The 17,848-nt window shown below is 37.0% G+C and carries 19 protein-coding genes; 6 read left to right on the top strand and 13 right to left on the bottom strand.

Annotation, left to right across the window (positions count from 1 at the left end):
- Positions 1-3: 3 nt before the first annotated feature.
- Entirely contained in the window at positions 4-234 is a 231-nt protein-coding gene (locus AAC388_RS06725; RefSeq protein WP_342371367.1) for a hypothetical protein, read from the bottom strand.
- A 139-nt stretch (positions 235-373) separates the two neighbouring features.
- On the opposite strand from AAC388_RS06725, the gene nfsB reads away from it, so the two are divergent.
- On the top strand, positions 374-1,027 hold the full coding sequence (nfsB, locus tag AAC388_RS06720) for an oxygen-insensitive NAD(P)H nitroreductase (RefSeq protein WP_017480875.1): 654 nt from the start codon (positions 374-376) through the stop codon (positions 1,025-1,027).
- 39 nt (positions 1,028-1,066) lie between these two features.
- Here the strand turns inward: nfsB and AAC388_RS06715 are convergent, their stop codons facing one another.
- The 5 genes from AAC388_RS06715 to tsaE form a co-directional block, all read right to left on the bottom strand.
- Complete coding sequence (locus AAC388_RS06715; RefSeq protein WP_130625841.1) at positions 1,067-1,924, bottom strand: DMT family transporter; 858 nt, start codon at positions 1,922-1,924, stop codon at positions 1,067-1,069.
- A gap of 141 nt (positions 1,925-2,065) precedes the next feature.
- On the bottom strand, positions 2,066-2,578 hold the full coding sequence (gene hfq / locus AAC388_RS06710) for an RNA chaperone Hfq (RefSeq protein WP_068557462.1): 513 nt from the start codon (positions 2,576-2,578) through the stop codon (positions 2,066-2,068).
- Between the two features lie 93 nt (positions 2,579-2,671).
- Positions 2,672-3,616, bottom strand: a complete 945-nt coding sequence (miaA, locus tag AAC388_RS06705) for a tRNA (adenosine(37)-N6)-dimethylallyltransferase MiaA (RefSeq protein ID WP_068557464.1) — start codon at positions 3,614-3,616, stop codon at positions 2,672-2,674.
- Between the two features lie 6 nt (positions 3,617-3,622).
- Positions 3,623-5,572 carry a DNA mismatch repair endonuclease MutL gene (mutL, locus tag AAC388_RS06700; RefSeq protein ID WP_342371366.1) on the bottom strand — a complete coding sequence of 650 codons (1,950 nt, stop codon included), beginning with the start codon at positions 5,570-5,572 and terminating at the stop codon, positions 3,623-3,625.
- Entirely contained in the window at positions 5,565-6,038 is a 474-nt protein-coding gene (tsaE, locus tag AAC388_RS06695) for a tRNA (adenosine(37)-N6)-threonylcarbamoyltransferase complex ATPase subunit type 1 TsaE (protein WP_342371365.1), read from the bottom strand. The genes mutL and tsaE overlap by 8 nt, the downstream gene beginning before the upstream one ends.
- Positions 6,039-6,158: 120 nt before the next feature.
- Between tsaE and AAC388_RS06690 the strand changes: the two genes are divergently transcribed.
- The 3 genes from AAC388_RS06690 (at position 6,159) to AAC388_RS06680 (ending at position 8,028) form a co-directional block, all read left to right on the top strand.
- Complete coding sequence (locus AAC388_RS06690) at positions 6,159-7,067, top strand: pseudouridine synthase (RefSeq protein ID WP_233733618.1); 909 nt, start codon at positions 6,159-6,161, stop codon at positions 7,065-7,067.
- A gap of 110 nt (positions 7,068-7,177) precedes the next feature.
- A complete protein-coding gene (locus AAC388_RS06685) occupies positions 7,178-7,486 on the top strand; it encodes a type II toxin-antitoxin system RelB/DinJ family antitoxin (RefSeq protein WP_002122138.1) in 309 nt (102 codons plus the stop codon).
- A gap of 98 nt (positions 7,487-7,584) precedes the next feature.
- Positions 7,585-8,028 (top strand): GNAT family N-acetyltransferase, encoded by a 444-nt coding sequence (locus tag AAC388_RS06680; protein ID WP_002122286.1) that lies wholly within the window; start codon positions 7,585-7,587, stop codon positions 8,026-8,028.
- On the opposite strand, the gene AAC388_RS06675 is transcribed toward AAC388_RS06680, so the two are convergent.
- Positions 8,021-8,725 carry a pseudouridine synthase gene (locus tag AAC388_RS06675; protein WP_342371364.1) on the bottom strand — a complete coding sequence of 235 codons (705 nt, stop codon included), beginning with the start codon at positions 8,723-8,725 and terminating at the stop codon, positions 8,021-8,023. The two genes, AAC388_RS06680 and AAC388_RS06675, sit on opposite strands and share 8 nt — an antisense overlap.
- 102 nt (positions 8,726-8,827) lie before the next feature.
- On the bottom strand, positions 8,828-9,046 hold the full coding sequence (locus tag AAC388_RS06670; RefSeq protein ID WP_002122273.1) for a hypothetical protein: 219 nt from the start codon (positions 9,044-9,046) through the stop codon (positions 8,828-8,830).
- Positions 9,047-9,296: 250 nt separating this feature from the next.
- Between AAC388_RS06670 and AAC388_RS06665 the strand changes: the two genes are divergently transcribed.
- The gene (locus AAC388_RS06665; RefSeq protein ID WP_017480868.1) at positions 9,297-9,749 is read left to right on the top strand and encodes a DUF441 domain-containing protein; all 453 of its coding nucleotides are present in this window, start codon (positions 9,297-9,299) and stop codon (positions 9,747-9,749) included.
- Positions 9,750-9,809: 60 nt separating this feature from the next.
- Here AAC388_RS06665 and AAC388_RS06660 read toward each other — a convergent pair whose 3' ends face one another.
- Entirely contained in the window at positions 9,810-10,730 is a 921-nt protein-coding gene (locus tag AAC388_RS06660) for a LysR family transcriptional regulator (RefSeq protein WP_002122195.1), read from the bottom strand.
- A gap of 287 nt (positions 10,731-11,017) precedes the next feature.
- On the bottom strand, positions 11,018-11,815 hold the full coding sequence (locus AAC388_RS06655) for a DUF4198 domain-containing protein (protein ID WP_032005499.1): 798 nt from the start codon (positions 11,813-11,815) through the stop codon (positions 11,018-11,020).
- A 212-nt stretch (positions 11,816-12,027) separates the two neighbouring features.
- Between AAC388_RS06655 and AAC388_RS06650 the strand changes: the two genes are divergently transcribed.
- Positions 12,028-13,227 carry an MFS transporter gene (locus tag AAC388_RS06650; protein ID WP_206223784.1) on the top strand — a complete coding sequence of 400 codons (1,200 nt, stop codon included), beginning with the start codon at positions 12,028-12,030 and terminating at the stop codon, positions 13,225-13,227.
- A 26-nt stretch (positions 13,228-13,253) separates the two neighbouring features.
- On the opposite strand, the gene AAC388_RS06645 is transcribed toward AAC388_RS06650, so the two are convergent.
- The 3 genes from AAC388_RS06645 to AAC388_RS06635 form a co-directional block, all read right to left on the bottom strand.
- Positions 13,254-14,237: an ion transporter gene (locus tag AAC388_RS06645; RefSeq protein ID WP_342371363.1), complete on the bottom strand. Its 984-nt coding sequence runs from the start codon at positions 14,235-14,237 to the stop codon at positions 13,254-13,256.
- Between the two features lie 116 nt (positions 14,238-14,353).
- Positions 14,354-14,788, bottom strand: a complete 435-nt coding sequence (locus AAC388_RS06640) for a hypothetical protein (protein WP_342371362.1) — start codon at positions 14,786-14,788, stop codon at positions 14,354-14,356.
- Between the two features lie 229 nt (positions 14,789-15,017).
- Complete coding sequence (locus tag AAC388_RS06635; RefSeq protein WP_005068571.1) at positions 15,018-17,657, bottom strand: bifunctional aconitate hydratase 2/2-methylisocitrate dehydratase; 2,640 nt, start codon at positions 17,655-17,657, stop codon at positions 15,018-15,020.
- Positions 17,658-17,848 lie beyond the last annotated feature (191 nt).

Here is a 17,848-nt window from a genome sequence, read left to right as displayed (position 1 = left end):
AAATTAGTCACTTTTTATTTGAACTTTCAATTCTTTAATTTTGTTATTTAAATCAAAATCGTAAATCGCACAAAGACTGGCAATAAATACAAATTTCCAGCTTATATATGCATGAGTATGATACTCAATGTATAAAATCAAAAGACTCAAAACAAATGCAAAAATGATAAAGGCTTTCACGATTCTAAATTCTCGCAGCTTACTCTTTGCATCTGTTGGTATTAAATCAATCATTTTCAATAGATTATTAAAACTTTATATAAACATTATATTTCTTTATCAAACTACATACGAAATGTTTTTGAATAAAATAGCGTATGATGGCAAAGATTAAATTCTCTCAATTGCCATAAGATTGATATGGAGCACACCTATGGACTTATTGAATTCTGTTAAAAGCCGCTATACAACAAAAGCATATGATTCTGAAAAGAAAATTCCTCAAGAAAAAATCAATAAATTATTAGAAATTTTACGTTTTACCCCTTCTTCAGTAAATATTCAGCCTTGGCACTTTGTAGTTGCAGATAATCTTGCAGCTAAAGAACGAATCGCAAAAGCATTAACAGGAAAGTATGCTTACAATGCTCCTAAAGTGCTTGAGTCATCACATACACTTGTATTCTGTACAAAAACGGATATTACATCTGAGTACTTAAATCAACTACTTGAGCAAGATGATTTAAGTGGCCGTTTTAAAGATGAAAAAGCAAAATTAGGCCAAAAAGATACTCGCCATGGCTACGTCGAGTTCTACCGAAATGAACAGAAAAATTTATTTGGGTGGATGGAAAATCAAACATTCATTGCTTTAGGACAGCTACTCTTTGCTGCTGGCTTAGAAGGCATTGATGCGACTCCAATGGGTGGCTTTGATGAAGAAGTTCTAAATACTGAGCTCGGGTTAACTGAAAAAGGCTTACGAAGCTCTGTGATTGTTTCTCTAGGCTATCGTAGTGAAAATGACTTTAATGCTAAGCTTCCTAAATCACGTCTGCCAGATGAAGTGATTTTCACATATTTATAAAAATCTCTATAGTTCAAGAGATTCTATTCTCTTGAACTATCAAACCATTGCGCTAGCTAAACAAACTACTCCACTTATTCCTAAAAGAATCCCCAAAATGGTAGGCCATTTTAATTTTTCTTTATATAAAATCACTCCGCTTAAAATTCCCAATAACACAACAAGAATATTCATACTTGCAAAAACAATTGCAGGAGAATCTTTTAAAAGAATATGAGCTTTTACATATAAAGCAATATTTGAAAAATTGAGTATTCCTAATATTAACCCAGCTATCGTACTTTTAAACTGCCACTTTTGAGTCTTCTGTAGCAATAAATATGAAATCGACAATATAAAAGCTGTAATAAAAATAAGATTTAAAGTAAGTGTAAACTGAAGGCCTAAACTACTTGTATATTTTAAAAGAACATCTACTGCCGCATAACCACACCAAACACTTAATAAAGCAAGAATTGCTTTTCTAGATTGATGATTGGAAAAAGACTTCATTTGTCCAAATAAAACAAGTAAAACTGCAAGAATTCCTAAACCTATTCCCCATAGTTTTAATGCATTAAATTGCTCATGAAAAAAGAAATATGCTGCGAGCAAAGAAAGAACAACTGAAAGGCGCTGTGCAAGTTCAGTTTTAACAATTCCTGCATATTCTAATGATTTAGCAAGGCATAAAAAAATACTAGGTAAAATTACCCCCAAGGCAAGGATTAACCACCATGGAGTATGCACTATTGAAACATGTTGGATATCGGGCTGAAACCACAAAAAGCAAAGAAGACTAGCACTTGCATAGTTCCATGCAATCATCTGTAATGGCTGATAACCTTTTTTCTTTAAATTTTTTAATAGGATAGACACCAAGACACTGCTCAAAGCAGCAGCTAATATTAATATCATTAATTAAAGCCCTATCTATTTAAATATATTAGTCATCATGGCCAAATCGCTATCCATGACCGTTTAAATGCTTTGGATTAACTTTTAAATACACATAAAAAAACCAGTCATTATCTGACTGGCTTCTTTTTTAGATTTCAATTAACGATTATTTTCGTCGTCTTGACCATCTTCAAATTTAGAATCGTTGTCAAAACCACCTTGATGACCACCGAAGCCGCCTTGGCCGCCGAAGCCACCTTGACCACCGAAGCCACCTTGACCACCGAAGCCACCGCCTTGACCACCGAAACCACCTTGACCACCGAAGCCACCTTGAGCGCCACCGAAGCCGCCTTGAGCGCCACCGAAGCCACCTTGAGCGCCGCCAAAGCCGCTACCTTGACCACCAAAACCGCCTTGAGTGCCACCTTGTGCTGGGAAGCCTGTACCTTGTGCGCCTGCTGGACGTGGATTACGTGCTGGAACAACAGTTGAAATCGCGTGCTTGTAAACCATTTGACTTACAGTATTTTTTAATAAAACAACATATTGGTCAAAAGATTCAATATGACCCTGCAATTTAATACCGTTCACAAGGAAAATAGAAACAGGGATACGTTCTTTACGGAGAGAATTTAAGAACGGATCTTGTAAAGTTTGACCTTTAGACATTTTTAACTCCAAAAAAAATTTTTAAATCAGCGCAAAAAAACTATCTTTATTTTTCAACTAAAAATTATAAAAAGACAGTGTGCAAATTTTGCTTTATCCATAAGAGTTTCGCAAGTCTTCTTTCGCCTGCTTTATCGTCAAGTAAGTTTTAAAATCGTGTATTTCTTGCAAAGAACGTAACCACGTATATTGACGTTTGGCAAGTTGTCGTGTTGCAAATAAAGCTTTATCCTCCATTTCACGTTTACTTTTGAGACTTAAGTCACTTTTTAATAGAAATTCTAGTGCTTGTCGATAACCCACCGAACGCATTGAGGGTAAATTTTCATCTAAATCGTATTTTTCAATTAGAGCTTCAACTTCACTCAAAAAACCGATATCCCACATTTTGCTTAATCTTTGCTCAATGCGTTGATGTAATTCTACCCGATCTGGAAGTAAAGCGTAGTTATGAAATATGTATCGATATGGTACGTTTTTGGGTTGTTCTGCCTGCAATTTAGTGATTGGTTCACCCGTAATTTTATAAACTTCCAGAGCCCGAATAATTCGTTGCTTATCAGTTACATTAAACTTTATAGCGGCAGCAGGATCTACAGAAACCAGTTCATCATAAACCGCTTGCCATCCTTCGTTTAACGCTTTTTCTTCAATTGCTGCCCGAACTTCAGCATCAGCACTTGGTAAATTACCAGATAATCCTTCTAACAATGCCTTAAAGTACAACATTGTCCCTCCTACTAAAATAGGAGTTTTCCCACGTGAATGCATGTCATCAATTAATTTGCAGGAATCATCAACAAACTGAGCAGCTGAGTAAACTTCAAGAGGAGTAATAATATCAATAAGATGATGAGGATAGAGTTCTTGCTCTTCACGAGTTGGTTTAGCCGTGCCAATATCCATATCTTTATAGACAAGAGCGGAATCAACAGAAATTAGTTCAAAATTTCCACGCTCGTATAATTCACATGCCAAAGCGGTTTTCCCGCTCGCAGTTGGTCCCATTAAATTGATGACGGGCAATTGATTTGACATGTAAAACTACTCTCCTCGAGCAAATAATTTATCTAGTTGAGATAATGGAAATGCACGCCAAGTTGGCCGCCCATGGTTACATTGGCTCGCAAATTCGGTTTGTTCCATTTGACGAAGTAAAGCATTCATTTCTGAAAGGCTGAGTTGTCGATGTGCGCGCACTGCCCCATGACATGCCATTCCCGCTAACAACTCATCTCTTTTTTGAAGTAATCCTTGTGCTTCATCATTTGGATCTAAATCATTTAAAAGCTCTGGAATAAGATTTTCAAAATCAGCTTTTTGTAATATGGCTGGCACACCGCGAACAATAACTTGCTCATCACCATATAAATCAATTTCCAAACCTAAGCGCTCAAGCTGAGGTTTTAGTTCTTCGACCCTAACAGCTTGCATACGGCTAATAGAAATCACCTTAGGTATAAGCAGTTGCTGAGATGTCCAAAATTCAGGTTTATCCCAAGCATTTTTCATTTGCTGTAATAAAATACGTTCATGTGCCGCATGCATATCAACAATAATAAGCCCTTCTGTATTCTGAGCTAAAATATAAATTCCATGCAGTTGAGCAATTGCGATACCTAATGGAAATTCATCTACTTTAGCAACTGGCTCAACATCCTCATTTACCGAAAAACTAGCAGGTTGGTCGCGAAGTGGTGCTAAATAAGTTTTTAAAGCATTATTTAATTGAGCAGAACCATTATATTTTGGTGTTTGATCTGCATAGTGAATAGCTTGCGGACGACTAGCGTTAAAATCAGTTAATAATTCTGTCGGTGCATGCTGGGTTCGTGCTTCACTGTCTGAATTCAAAGTTTCATTTGCGCGGTGCAATGAAAATTGTTCTTGATATTTGGGCTGAGGTTGTACTGAATAATCTGAGTTTTCATCCGCTTTCATCGCTTGAACTAGATCAGCACTCGCTGTCTGAAATTGAGCGAGAGTTTCTTTTGCATAATGCCTTACAAACTCATGCACTTCTCTTTGATTTAAAAATCGAATCTCATGTTTAGTAGGATGAACATTGACATCAATATTTTCAGGGTCAACTTCTAAAAAAAGTAAATAAGATGAATGTTGATGACCATGTAAAATACCGTCATACGCCATGCGTAGCGCATGCGAAATCGTTTTATCTTTGACAATACGACCATTTACATAGACATACTGCATATCAGCCTGTGCACGTGCATCTGAGGGATGGCCTAGCCAACCTGATAAACGCATACTAATACTTTCAGCATCAATCCAATATGCATTTTGTACGAATTGCGACCCTAATAATTGCTGAACTCGCTGAAAACGTAGTTCCCCACTATCTGCTATAGGTAAATTAATTCTAATATTATCATTGTGCTCAAGCACAAACCGTATATCGAAATGTGTTAGAGCCAGACGACGAACAATCTCTTCAATATGACCAAATTCTGTAGTTGGTTTTTTTAAGAATTTACGGCGCGCAGGAACATTAAAAAATAAATCCTGAACACGAATATGGGTGCCCTTTTGAGCAGCAACAGCTTGTACTTCTTGATGATCAAATGCTGTACCATTTACTTCAACTTGATGACCAATACCACTTTCATCTTGGCTACTAGTCAAAGTCAATCTTGAGACAGCAGCAATCGAAGCAAGAGCTTCCCCGCGGAATCCCAAACTCACAATAGCATGTAAATCCTCAGCAGTTTTAATCTTACTTGTAGCATGACGCATGACAGCAAGTGCTAAATCATCTGGGTGAATACCATGCCCATTATCAATGATTTCGATTAAAGTCGAACCACCTTGAGCAATCCTTACAATCAGTTCAGTTGCGCCAGCATCAATTGAATTTTCTAATAATTCTTTGACCACAGAAGAAGGTCGTTCAATTACTTCACCTGCTGCAATCTGGTTCGCTAACGCTGCGTCTAATGTATGAATACGACGTTGTGTTAGCTTTTTATCAGTCATGAAGCTGTTCCTGCAAAGTCTGATACAAATTTTCTGTTGGTAAAGTTAACGTTACCAAACGGCTCAACTCATCATCTGACTTTTGAATGTCAATGATGATATCTGCTTGTGGAATTTCATCGCCACCTTTAGATGGCCATTCAAATAGAAATAATGCATCTGTGATATCTAAATAATCACGAATTCCCATTAATTCAAGTTCGTAGGGGTCATTCAAGCGATATAAGTCAAAATGAAAAATTTCTTTGTCATTAATTTTATATGGTTCAACGAGGGTATAAGTTGGGCTTTTAACAGAACCTTTATGACCCAAAGCTTGCAAAAAATAACGAGTAAGTGTGGTTTTACCCGCACCTAGGTCCCCAATTAAATAAATTACACCCGACTGAACATGCTGCGCCAAAGCTCGAGCTAGACGCTCAGTATCTTCTTCATGATTTAAGACCAATTTCAATGAATACGACATAGCACACATAACATGATTCAAAATAATCGATATGATAACATTGCCCTGCCTTAAAAGCCTACTTAAGCCCTAGAAGTTGGCTTTTTTTATATCAATTTTCTTAAATATTCACACTTTTTTATGTCTAGTCCGAACGATTTTTTGCCACCTATGATTGATGGTGTAAGCGCAAGCCAAGTTTATCTTCCTCAACAAAAAGACACTCAAACGATTTATGAGTATCTCTGTGGTCACTTTGCACATATTAGAACAGATGAGTGGAAACAAAGATTTCAAGACGGGCTTATTTATGGGGCAAATGGACAAAAACTAACATTAGATAGTCCATATCAAAGTAATAGTCATATTTTTTATTATCGATTTCTTGCTTATGAAGTCCACGTTCCATTTGAACATCGGATTTTATTTGAGAATGATGATTTATTAGTGGTCGATAAACCCCATTTTTTAACTATTAGCCCGACTGGACAATATGTTCAAGAAACGCTTTTAGTGCGGCTAAAAAAACAAACAGGAAATGAATTTTTAACCCCTATTCATCGCTTAGACCGCGAAACCGCAGGTGTTGTTCTATTTTGCAAACGGGTTGAGTCGCGTGGTATTTACCAACAATTATTTGCAGAGCGCCAAGTCAATAAAATTTATCACGCTATTGCACCTTATAAAAAAGATTTAAATTTTCCTCAAACATTATATTTGCATTTAGATAAAGGCCATCCTTTTTACACCATGCAGGTTATAGAAAATGCGAAAGCCAATACCCAGACTGATATTGAGCTTATCGAGCACAACCAGATTTGGGCAAAATATCGCTTAACTCCTACAACGGGGAAACAGCACCAACTTCGGGTGCATCTTAATTACTTAGAAATTCCGATTAAAAATGATCCATTTTATCCCGTAGTTCAACACAAAGCTGAAGATGATTTCTCGGAACCATTACAGCTTCTGGCTAAGCATATTTCATTTACAGACCCCGTCACAAAAGAGGGAATGTCTTTTAATTCCGAGTTTGAATTGACATTGTAATGTAACCGTAATGACAAAAAGATTATTTTTTATGCCAAAAAGCATTGAAATTACATTGCGATGGTTTAAAATAAATTCCTAAAAATTAAAATCATTTGGTTTTGTTATTCATGCGAAAAACAGAAGTTTATCAGGTTCGACTTGACTCCCAAGAAAAAAAGCAGGCTTTTGCTGTTTTTAAACAACTGGGAATTACCCCTGCCCAAGCAGTACGACTTTTTTTTAAACAGGTCGTATTAACTAAATCTATTCCTTTTGCGATCGAAAATCAGAATATTAATATGGAACAATTATTAAAACTGAGAAAAGCAAAAGCATCTTCATTAAACCAAAATTCATCAACTTTAGCTGAAGATGATGACCATGAAGATTTATTTGAAGAGTTGAATGCCCTTCTTGGTGAAAGCGACAAAACTTAACACTGTTGCATTTATAAACAAGTTTTAACGTCAAAAAGCTCTTTTTTTCGTTATGCTCTCTTTGTAAAAACATAATGATAAGTTACAAGGAGTGCCAAATGATCGTTAGACGAGCGACTTTTGAAGACTTAGAGCAACTCGCCGTTTTATTTGATGAATATCGCCAATTTTATGGGGCCTCTTCTAATTTTAATGAATCCCTTCACTTCCTAAAACAACGTTTTGAGAATAGAGAAAGTGTGTTCTTCATTCATATTAAAGACGATAAAATTACGGGTTTTATTTTACTCTATTTAGGTTTTTCTTCAGTTGCGTGTTCAACTTACTATATCTTAGATGATGTCTATGTTACGCCTGTTTTTCGTCGTCAAGGTTCTGCTAAACAGCTAATCGATACAGCAATCTTATTTGCAAAGCAAGAGAATGCTTTGCGGATTAGTTTGGAAACTCAAAGCAACAATCATGAATCTCATCGATTATATGAACAAATGGGATTTATTCGAGATAGTGAGTTCCAAACCTTCCATTGTTTCCTCAAATGATATTTTGCGCGAGCTGTTTTTGTTGTTCAGATAAATAAACCCATTCTCCATCTTCAAGTTTAGGTAAAACCAATTGCCCGACTTGATGGCGATGTAATGCTTCTACCTTATTTCCCACAGCTGCAATCATTCTTTTTACTTGATGATAAACACCTTGATGAATCGTCATGGTTAATTGATGCGTTTCTAATATCGCTACATCCGTTGCAGCGAAAAGGCCTTTTTCTTGATGTAGGCTCACACCTTGGCTCAGCATCTCAATTTGCTCAGGTGTAACCGGATCTATGGTCGTAACATGATAAACCTTTGGAACATGCTTACGGGGATGAGTTAAAGCTTGAAGATATTTACCATCATCGGTAAGCAAAAGTAAGCCAGTTGTATCTTGATCTAGACGGCCAATGGCTTGCACACCACGTTGAATCATGATTTCCGGTAAAAGGCTAAACACGCTTTGATGATGGTGAGGTTGGTGTGAACATTCAAAACCTTTCGGTTTTTTTAGCGCAAGATAAACTTTTTCTCGATATTGATAAGTTTCCCCAAAAAGAGAAAATTCTAAATTTTCTGGAGAGAATTGCTTTTTGAGATCATCTGCAATCTCTCCATCAACACTTACAGATCCGTTTTTTATTAACTGCTGACAATATTTACGAGAACCAAACCCTTGTGATTGTAAAATTTTTTCCAGCAGCATGAAGTTTTCTCATTAGAACTAAGCTGTTATTTTAACGTAGTTTCCATTTTTTACTAAACACTACTCGCTACTGTTTTCATCTACTTGAACTAGTTTGCACCCTTACTCTTCAACGACTCGATAAATATTTTCGTTCTGTTCGCTTTCAAATAATAATTCTGTAGTAGGCAAAATAATTTCATTATCAACAATAATATGCTCAATTCGTTGGCTTAGTTTTAAAGATTCATTTTCATGTTCCACTAAATTTTTCTTTAGTTGTGCTTTTGCATCATGAATCTTATCAAACTGATCTTTGATCTTGATATCTATAATGTCCATAAAAATATCCCGTACTCATGAGTAATGATTATTTTTATATCATAATTTTTAAATACGATAATTTTTAACTTGTTAATTTATATAACATTGTGTCCAAGCGTAACCAAAAATTAAAACTCCTTATCATTGAGAGATATACACTCAATTTTTAATTAAGAAGAGCTGAAATCAGCTGTATCTTTTAAAGCTTTCACATTCCAACTCTTAAATATTATACAATTCCATTTATTTATAATGCCCTCCGCTCGCCATGCTTGCCCAATTTGATGTTAATTTAGTTGTTCTACTCGTTCTGCTTGTCTGCGGCTTATTAAGTCAAAATGCAGCTGTAACTATTGCAGCAGGTGTATTGATTGTCGTTAAAATCACACCATTAAATGAGTTTTTCCCTTATATTCAAGCTCATGGTCTTAATTTAGGAATTCTTATTTTAACCATTGGCGTACTCACTCCAATTGCCAGTGGGAAACTCAGTGGAGAGAGTATTTTAAAATCCTTTATTAGTGTTAAGTCTATTATGGCTATCGCAATTGGCCTGTTAGTCGCCTGGCTAGGTGGTCGCGGAGTAAAACTAATGTCGAGCCAACCTGACGTGGTTGCAGGTTTACTCATTGGTACAGTTGCTGGCGTCGCCTTACTCCGTGGTGTACCAGTCGGTCCTCTAATTGCAGCAGGCTTACTCTCTTTATTTATTGGCAAATAAAAAATCAACATGAAAAAGGTGCAATAAAGCACCTTTTTAAGACTTAGGCTAAATTATTTTTTAGCCAGAATAATAGGCGTTTCGTTTTAAAGAGAACTTTTCCAACTGCTTTAAAAAGCCTTCAAAATAACTTTTCTCTTTTTCTTCAGTTCGGTAGCCTGCATATAAAGTTCGTCTTAAACCTGTAGGAGAAACACAATCTAAACGACGACTAGTAACCCATCCCTTTTGTTCATATTCATTGACTACCCAATCAGGTAAAGCAGCAATACCTCGTCCACTTGCAACGAGTTGAATAAGCATTTGAGTTAAATCTGTTGTCCGTATTTGTTTAGGCTGAATATTCGCGGGGATGAAAAGTTTAGACATAATATCTAAACGGTGCTTATCAACCGGATAAGTAATTAAAACTTCTTCGGCCAACTCTTGAACTGTAATATTTTCAGCCCGCACCAAAGGGTGAGTATTTGATAAGACTAACCGTGACTCATATTCAAAAATCGGAAAATACTCAATTCCTTTTAACGCAATTGGATCAGCTGTAATCAGTAAATCAAATTCTGCATTTTGTAAGAGTTCATGCGGATTGGCTTCAAAACCTGATGCAAAGTCTAAATCGACGTCAGGATATTGCTGGCGATACTGATTTAATAAAGGCATTAACCAGTCAAAGCAACTATGGCATTCCGATGAAAAAATAATTCTACCTGTCTGTCCATGCACAATGCGTGTGATATCACTATGTGTAATCTGGATTTGTGGTAAAACATCATCAGCCAATTTTAATAAGCGCTGTCCAACATTAGAAAAACTAACAGGTCTACTTCGACGATTAACTACTTCCACCCCGTACCAATGATCTAATTCTTTTAATTGATGGGAAATAGCAGATGGCGTCAAACAAAGGTCATTAGCTGCGGAAACTAATGAACCATGCTCACGTAAAGCAACTAAAGTTTTAAGGTGGCGTATTTCTAACATGGGCCCAAGCCTAAAAAACAGATTTATCTATAAATGGATAAAGCTCATCTTTGCTTTTCCATAAAACTTTCGACAAATCTTTATTAATGAATTTTATTCACTTTAACATAAAATTAGTTAGTTTGTCTCAACATAAATTTTATTTCATTATCTTTTACTTGCAATGAATTTTTGTTTCCTCTGAAACTAAAGTGAAATTAAACGTTTTAATGAAGTTTTTTTAATGAGTAAGAATATGAAAACTAAAAATAGGCCTAATAAAGACCTATTTTTTAAAACACTAAAAACTATTGCGCTAAAACATTTAAGCTAATAATCGTATAGCTCTGATCTTTAGGTTTTAATTTCAAATTTAGAGGAGCTGTTACTTCTACTAGGTACTCTCCAACTTTTGGAAACGTAAGTTCGACTTGACCGTTGCCTCCCGCCTTAAACTGCTGCGCTTGCTTGTCAGTTGCACCCTTTTCTCTTAAATTCACTTCAGCATAAGCTAAAGGATGTCCTTTTTCAGTTATGGTTAATTTAACAGGTTGAACAGCTTTAATCTGGTTAGGATGTACAGAGAAACTAACTTTAATCGGTGTATTCGGAAGTTGAATATCTGAAACTTTTCCTTTAGAAAGATAACTCTGCAATATCCACTCACGTGTTACTTGTTCTGTTTTAATTGTTTTTGTTTTAAGGTCAGTCGGAATCAAATATTCACGTTCTGCTTTCGGTGGAGCTTTATCAGCTGGCATATCAAAAAATAAATGCCATGCTTTTTGGTCGTATACATATTTCAAAGGATAACTTGCCTGAGTTTGAACAATGTATGTGCCTTCTTCAGGTAGATCTACATCAAAAACAGTAGCAGACTTATGCAGGGCTTCTGAATTGATGGTTTTAAGCTCATTTTTAGGTGTAATTACAGTAAGCTTAGCATCCTTTAAAGCATATTCACTATTTAATGCTTCTTCCGCATAACCAGCAATTACGGGTACTTGAGTCTGTTCAGTTTTATAAGCTACAGGAGCTACATAAGGTTCGTGAGCAAAGCCTGTTGTACATATCAATGCAAGTGACGTCATTAGAAATCTATTCATTATTACAAAATCCTGTTATACGCAGAGTTAAAAATTTCAGACAAAATATAAGCGGATACAGTATACACAAATAAAAATAATTCTTATTATCATTAATAAATTTAATTTTACTAAAAAAGAAATACGTAATCTTTCTCTCAATATTTTAGTTTTTTATTATTCTGTTCTCTTTTCCCTTATACTCCTCTTTTTGTGTCTTCCTTTAACTTATTATGGCGTCCCCGCAATCTCCTCTTTCCACACCTCAACATTACTCTCTCTTTTTAGCAATCTTCTCACTCGCTGTAGGTGGTTTTTGTATTGGAACCACTGAATTCGTCGCAATGGGACTAATTCAGGAAATTGCAAATAATTTAAATATTACAGTACCTGAAGCTGGTCACTTTATTAGTGCCTATGCATTGGGTGTAGTTATTGGTGCTCCTATCATTGCTATTCTCGGAGCTAAAGTACCTAGAAAAACTTTATTGCTCGGCTTAATGCTGTTTTATGGTGTTGCGAATGCCTGCACTGCTTTAGCTCATACACCTGAAACTGTTTTAATCTCACGTTTCATTGCAGGTTTACCACACGGAGCATATTTTGGAGTCGGTGCGTTAGTTGCAGCTGAACTAGCGGGTCCGTCAAGAAGAGCTTCTGCAGTCGCCCAAATGATGATGGGGCTTACAGTCGCAACTGTCATTGGAGTTCCTCTAGCAACTTGGTTAGGCCAAAACTTTGGTTGGAGAGCAGGTTTTGAGTTTTCAGCAACTATTGCTTTCGTCACTTTAATTGCTGTTGGCTTCTTTGTACCCAATATCCCAGTTCAAGCTACTGCCAGTATAAAAACTGAATTAGCTGGCCTTAAAAATATCAACATGTGGTTAACACTAGCAGTGGGTGCAATCGGTTTTGGAGGCATGTTTTCAGTTTATAGCTATGTCTCTCCAATTTTGACCGAATACACAGAAGTTAATATCCAAATCGTTCCTATCGCTTTAGCTATCTGGGGTATAGGTATGGTTATTGGTGGTTTAGCGGCAGGATGGCTTGCAGATAAGAACCTCAACAAAACTATAGTGGGTGTATTAATTAGCTCAGCTATCGCTTTTGTTGTCGCTAGTTTTTTAATGAGTAATATCTATACTGCCATCGCATCTTTATTCTTAATTGGTCTCACGGTAATGGGGTTAGGTGGAGCATTACAGACTCGTCTAATGGATGTCGCAGGTGACGCCCAAACTTTAGCTGCCTCACTCAACCACTCTGCATTTAATATGGCCAATGCATTAGGTGCATTTTTAGGGGGCTGGGTACTCAGCCACCAAATGGGTTGGATCGCTCCAATCTGGGTAGGTTTTGTTTTAAGCCTTGGCGGTCTAATCATTTTACTTATCGCATTTGCAGTAGAAAAAGCCAGCAAAAAAGCTTAATTAAAGAAAAGGCTAACTTATTACTTCTAATCAGTTAACTTTCCACCACAGTGCGGGCAATAACATTTTTTCTCTCGGACAGACTCTTCTTCCTCTAATACTTTTTCACGCATAATTTGAATAATCAGGTTATGCGCTTGCTCTTTTGGCAATCCTACTTTTTGACGGACCCGCTCTATTTCAATTTCATCATGTAAAATATCAATACCTCGTGCTTGAAGTAGCTCACGAAAATCTTGCTCTAGTCTCTGATTCCGTTGATTAAGCTCATTTGCAAGTCCAGACGCCAAAATACCAGCAGGCAATGCTGCAATACCCACACCTAAAATAGTAATAAGCGCCCCTAATAACTTTCCTAGGCTAGTTACAGGAGTGACATCGCCATACCCCACTGTAGTTAAGGTAACCACTGCCCACCACATAGATTTAGGTATTGAACTAAAAGCTTCTGGCTGAGCTTTGTTTTCAACCACATAAATTCCAGAAGCAGTCATAATAATCATGATAATTAAAATAAAGATAACTGCTTGAAAAGAGCCCTTCTCACGTTTAATCACGCATAACAATATCTGTAGCGAGATAAAATAACGTGTTAATTTTAATAAACGAAGTAAACGTAAAATCCGAAGCATACGAAGATCGATTCGTACAAAGAAATTCAGGTAAGCTGGCAAAATTGCCATCAAATCAATAATTGCTTCCCCACTTTTCATCCAATTCAAGCGAGTTTTCCATGCGGATTGTGTCGTATCTCGATCTGCAACACTCCACAACCTTAATAAATACTCAATACTAAAAATTGCGATTGAAACATTCTCAAAGTAGTCAAACCAAATACGATAATTTGAGTACAAATCATTTACCGTTTCCAATAAAACAGCAGCAACGTTACCAATAATTAAAATAACTAAAAAATAGTTAATGCATTTACTTACCGTCGTTTCATAGTCATGGTTGTGAAGATTATTATAAAAAAACTTACGTAATCCCTTCCAAGCTGAATTATGCATATTGATCTGACCACTTAATATTGTAGATATAGTAAGCTCATCGCCTCTATTCACCAATATAGTCTTTAACAATTTTTGTTTTACTTACCCCAAGATTTAAGCCTTAATTTTTTTCATCAATTCGTGGCTACACATCGAAATTCATTCTCTTCCCACCACATCACATCGAAGATGCCTGGATGCGATTTTAAGATAATATTTATATAATTTTGCAACACCATAATATGATGAGTAATATCAATTTTTCTAAATAGAAATTTTCTTAAAATCGGAGTATTTGGAGAAATAAAAATTGCGAATCCATTACTATATTCTTCATAAACACTAATTCCGAGATACATTGTTATTTCAGCTAAGGGAATCTCAATTTCCCACCCCCAGCTTCCACTATATAACTCTACATTTAAATGATATCTATTCTTTAATATACTAAAAATATATTGTGCAATATCTTCAGTTTTTTGAACTAAAATACCACCTTCATCAGCATAAGTTTTTTGGTCATATAATTGATAATCATCAAATTTAAATTCAACAATTGTCTTTAGCATTCTTAAGTTCCCTATATAAAATACTCATATTTTTTTTAATTATTTTCAAGTTCGTTCAAATATTTTAAAACAAAAATCAATTTAATATCTAGAGTAATATTTATTTTTACATTTTCATTAAATAAAATTTGATCTATTTATTATTTTCTAAGTCTAATAATGTACAAAGTCTCATTTAAAATAAAAAAGAGCTGAATAATCAGCTCCTTTTTTGTACTAAATCGACGTATTAAGTCAATTGAGCAGCTTGGATTTTTTTAGTATCAACTTGATCAGCTTCTTTAGTATATTCGCTCATCTTGTCGAAGTTTAAATACTTGTAGATGTCAGCAGAAGCGCTGTCGATTTGCGACGCGTACTGTTGATATTCTTCTGGGCTTGGTAATTTACCAAGAACCGCAGCTACAGATGCAAGCTCAGCAGACGCTAAGTAAACGTTTGCACCTTGACCTAAACGGTTCGGGAAGTTACGAGTAGAAGTCGATACACAAGTTGTGTTCGGCGCTACACGTGCTTGGTTACCCATACATAATGAACAGCCCGGCATCTCTGTACGTGCACCAGCACGGCCATAGATGTTATACAAGCCTTCTTCCATTAATTGGTGCTCGTCCATACGAGTTGGTGGAGCCAACCATAAACGAGTAGACAATGAACCACCAGGTACTTTGTCAAGTAACTGACCAGCTGCACGGAAGTGACCAATGTTAGTCATACAAGAACCAATGAATACTTCATCAATCTTGTCGCCTTGAACGTCAGAAAGAAGTTTCGCGTCATCTGGATCGTTCGGGCAACAAAGAATTGGTTCTTTGATGTCAGCTAGATCGATTTCGTAAACTTTTAGGTATTCTGCATCAGCATCAGCTTTTAACAAGCTTGGGTTATCTAACCACTTCTGCATGTTTTCAGCACGACGAGCAAGTGTACGTGCATCGCCATAACCTTCTGCGATCATCCACTTCAACATCGTGATGTTAGAACGTAGGTATTCAGCAACTTTCTCTTCAGAAAGTGTGATTGAACAGCCAGCAGCAGAACGTTCAGCTGACGCATCAGAAAGTTCGAATGCTTGCTCAACAGTCAAGTCATTTTCCATTTCTGATAAATCGATCTCAAGGATACGACCAGAGAAGATATTTTTCTTACCTTTCTTCTCTACAGTTAAATCACCCGCTTGAATTGCGTAGTAAGGAATTGCATGTACAAGGTCACGTAAAGTGATACCAGGTTGCATTTTACCTTTGAACTTAACAAGTACAGACTCAGGCATGTCAAGTGGCATAACACCAGTTGCTGCTGCGAACGCAACAAGACCAGAACCCGCTGGGAATGAAATACCGATTGGGAAACGAGTATGTGAGTCACCACCAGTACCTACTGTATCTGGAAGTAACATACGGTTTAACCAAGAGTGGATAATACCGTCACCTGGACGTAAAGATACACCACCACGGTTCATGATGAAGTCAGGTAATGTATGGTGAGTTGTTACGTCAACTGGTTTTGGATACGCAGCAGTGTGACAGAAAGACTGCATCACTAAGTCAGATGAGAAGCCCAAGCATGCTAAGTCTTTTAACTCGTCACGAGTCATTGGACCTGTCGTATCTTGAGAACCAACTGTAGTCATTTTAGGTTCACAGTAAGTTCCTGGACGGATACCTTGGCCTTCTGGTAAACCACATGCGCGGCCAACCATTTTTTGAGCTTGTGTGAAGCCTTTGCCAGTGTCAGCAGGTTGTACTGGAGTACGGAACAATGTAGAAGGTGCAAGACCTAGTTCTTCACGTGCTTTAGCAGTTAAACCACGACCAATGATCAAGTTAATACGACCGCCCGCACGTACTTCGTCTAAAAGTACTGGAGTTTTAAGATCTGCTTCAGAGATTTGTACGCCATCTTTAAAAGCAGTTACTTTTGCAGCAGCATGGTCAATTTTCAATACTACTTCGTCGCCCATGTTCATGTTAGCAACGTCGATTTCTACAGGTAATGCACCTGCATCTTCCATAGTATTGAAGAAAATTGGAGCGATCTTAGAACCTAAGCACACACCGCCGTCTTTTTTGTTTGGAATGTGTGGAAGTTCATCACCAAAGAACCAAAGAACAGAGTTAGTTGCAGACTTACGGCTTGAACCTGTACCAACAACGTCACCAACGTAAGCAACTTGATTGCCTTTCGCGATAAGTTCTTTAATTTGGCTTAATGGACCAACTTCACCTGGTTTTTCAGGGTTGATACCATCACGCTCGTTTTTCAACATTGCATTTGCGTGTAATGGAATGTCTGGACGGCTCCAAGCATCTTGAGCTGGAGACAAGTCATCAGTGTTTGTTTCACCAGTTACTTTGAACACAGTGATTTTGATTTCTTCTGGAACGTCAGGACGGCTAGTGAACCATTCTGCTTCAGCCCAAGATTGTAAAACAGCTTTAGCAGCTTCATTACCAGCTTTTGCTTTATCTGCTACATCATGGAATGCATCAAATACAAGAAGAGTTTTCTTTAATGCTTCAGCAGCTAAGCCTGCAAGTTCAGCATTGTCAAGAAGTTCAACAAGTGGTGCTACGTTATAACCACCCAGCATAGTGCCAAGTAAGTAAACTGCACGTTCTTTAGAAACGAGTGGTGAAGTTGCTTCGCCTTTTGCAATCGCTGCCAAGAATGCTGCCTTTACGTAAGCTGCTTGGTCAACACCTGCAGGAACACGGTTTTCAAGCAAATCTACCAAGAACGCTTCTTCGCCTGCTGGTGGATTTTTTAATAGTTCAACAAGCTGAGCTGTTTGAGCGTCATCAAGTGGCTTCGGTGGGACTCCGAGTGCGGCACGTTCTTCAACGTGTTGGCGGTAAGCTTCTAGCACGGTGTTCATTCCTCTTTTTTTGAAAAATTACTTGCAAATTCCAGCTTTCTTAAAAGCTTCACAAGTAATATGGACTACAAAAGTTTACTAGAGTTCAAGGTAAAAGTTAATGAGCGCGGGGTGTTTCTCCGTGATGCCCATTATTTTGTATCTAAATACCTGTGTTTAAATAATGAGCATATTGGGCTAAA

The organism is Acinetobacter sp. D009, from assembly GCF_038562025.1.
GTDB classification, from domain to species: domain Bacteria; phylum Pseudomonadota; class Gammaproteobacteria; order Pseudomonadales; family Moraxellaceae; genus Acinetobacter; species Acinetobacter pittii.
This window is presented reverse-complemented; position numbering and strand designations above follow the sequence as displayed.

Coding starts and splice junctions, on each gene's coding strand:
- AAC388_RS06725 (WP_342371367.1), bottom strand. CDS start 234: ATGATTGATTTAATACCAACAGATGCAAAGAGTAAGCTGCGAGAATTT.
- nfsB (WP_017480875.1), top strand. CDS start 374: ATGGACTTATTGAATTCTGTTAAAAGCCGCTATACAACAAAAGCATAT.
- AAC388_RS06715 (WP_130625841.1), bottom strand. CDS start 1,924: ATGATATTAATATTAGCTGCTGCTTTGAGCAGTGTCTTGGTGTCTATC.
- hfq (WP_068557462.1), bottom strand. CDS start 2,578: ATGTCTAAAGGTCAAACTTTACAAGATCCGTTCTTAAATTCTCTCCGT.
- miaA (WP_068557464.1), bottom strand. CDS start 3,616: ATGTCAAATCAATTGCCCGTCATCAATTTAATGGGACCAACTGCGAGC.
- mutL (WP_342371366.1), bottom strand. CDS start 5,572: ATGACTGATAAAAAGCTAACACAACGTCGTATTCATACATTAGACGCA.
- tsaE (WP_342371365.1), bottom strand. CDS start 6,038: ATGTCGTATTCATTGAAATTGGTCTTAAATCATGAAGAAGATACTGAG.
- AAC388_RS06690 (WP_233733618.1), top strand. CDS start 6,159: ATGTCTAGTCCGAACGATTTTTTGCCACCTATGATTGATGGTGTAAGC.
- AAC388_RS06685 (WP_002122138.1), top strand. CDS start 7,178: ATGCGAAAAACAGAAGTTTATCAGGTTCGACTTGACTCCCAAGAAAAA.
- AAC388_RS06680 (WP_002122286.1), top strand. CDS start 7,585: ATGATCGTTAGACGAGCGACTTTTGAAGACTTAGAGCAACTCGCCGTT.
- AAC388_RS06675 (WP_342371364.1), bottom strand. CDS start 8,725: ATGCTGCTGGAAAAAATTTTACAATCACAAGGGTTTGGTTCTCGTAAA.
- AAC388_RS06670 (WP_002122273.1), bottom strand. CDS start 9,046: ATGGACATTATAGATATCAAGATCAAAGATCAGTTTGATAAGATTCAT.
- AAC388_RS06665 (WP_017480868.1), top strand. CDS start 9,297: ATGCTTGCCCAATTTGATGTTAATTTAGTTGTTCTACTCGTTCTGCTT.
- AAC388_RS06660 (WP_002122195.1), bottom strand. CDS start 10,730: ATGTTAGAAATACGCCACCTTAAAACTTTAGTTGCTTTACGTGAGCAT.
- AAC388_RS06655 (WP_032005499.1), bottom strand. CDS start 11,815: ATGAATAGATTTCTAATGACGTCACTTGCATTGATATGTACAACAGGC.
- AAC388_RS06650 (WP_206223784.1), top strand. CDS start 12,028: ATGGCGTCCCCGCAATCTCCTCTTTCCACACCTCAACATTACTCTCTC.
- AAC388_RS06645 (WP_342371363.1), bottom strand. CDS start 14,237: ATGCATAATTCAGCTTGGAAGGGATTACGTAAGTTTTTTTATAATAAT.
- AAC388_RS06640 (WP_342371362.1), bottom strand. CDS start 14,788: ATGCTAAAGACAATTGTTGAATTTAAATTTGATGATTATCAATTATAT.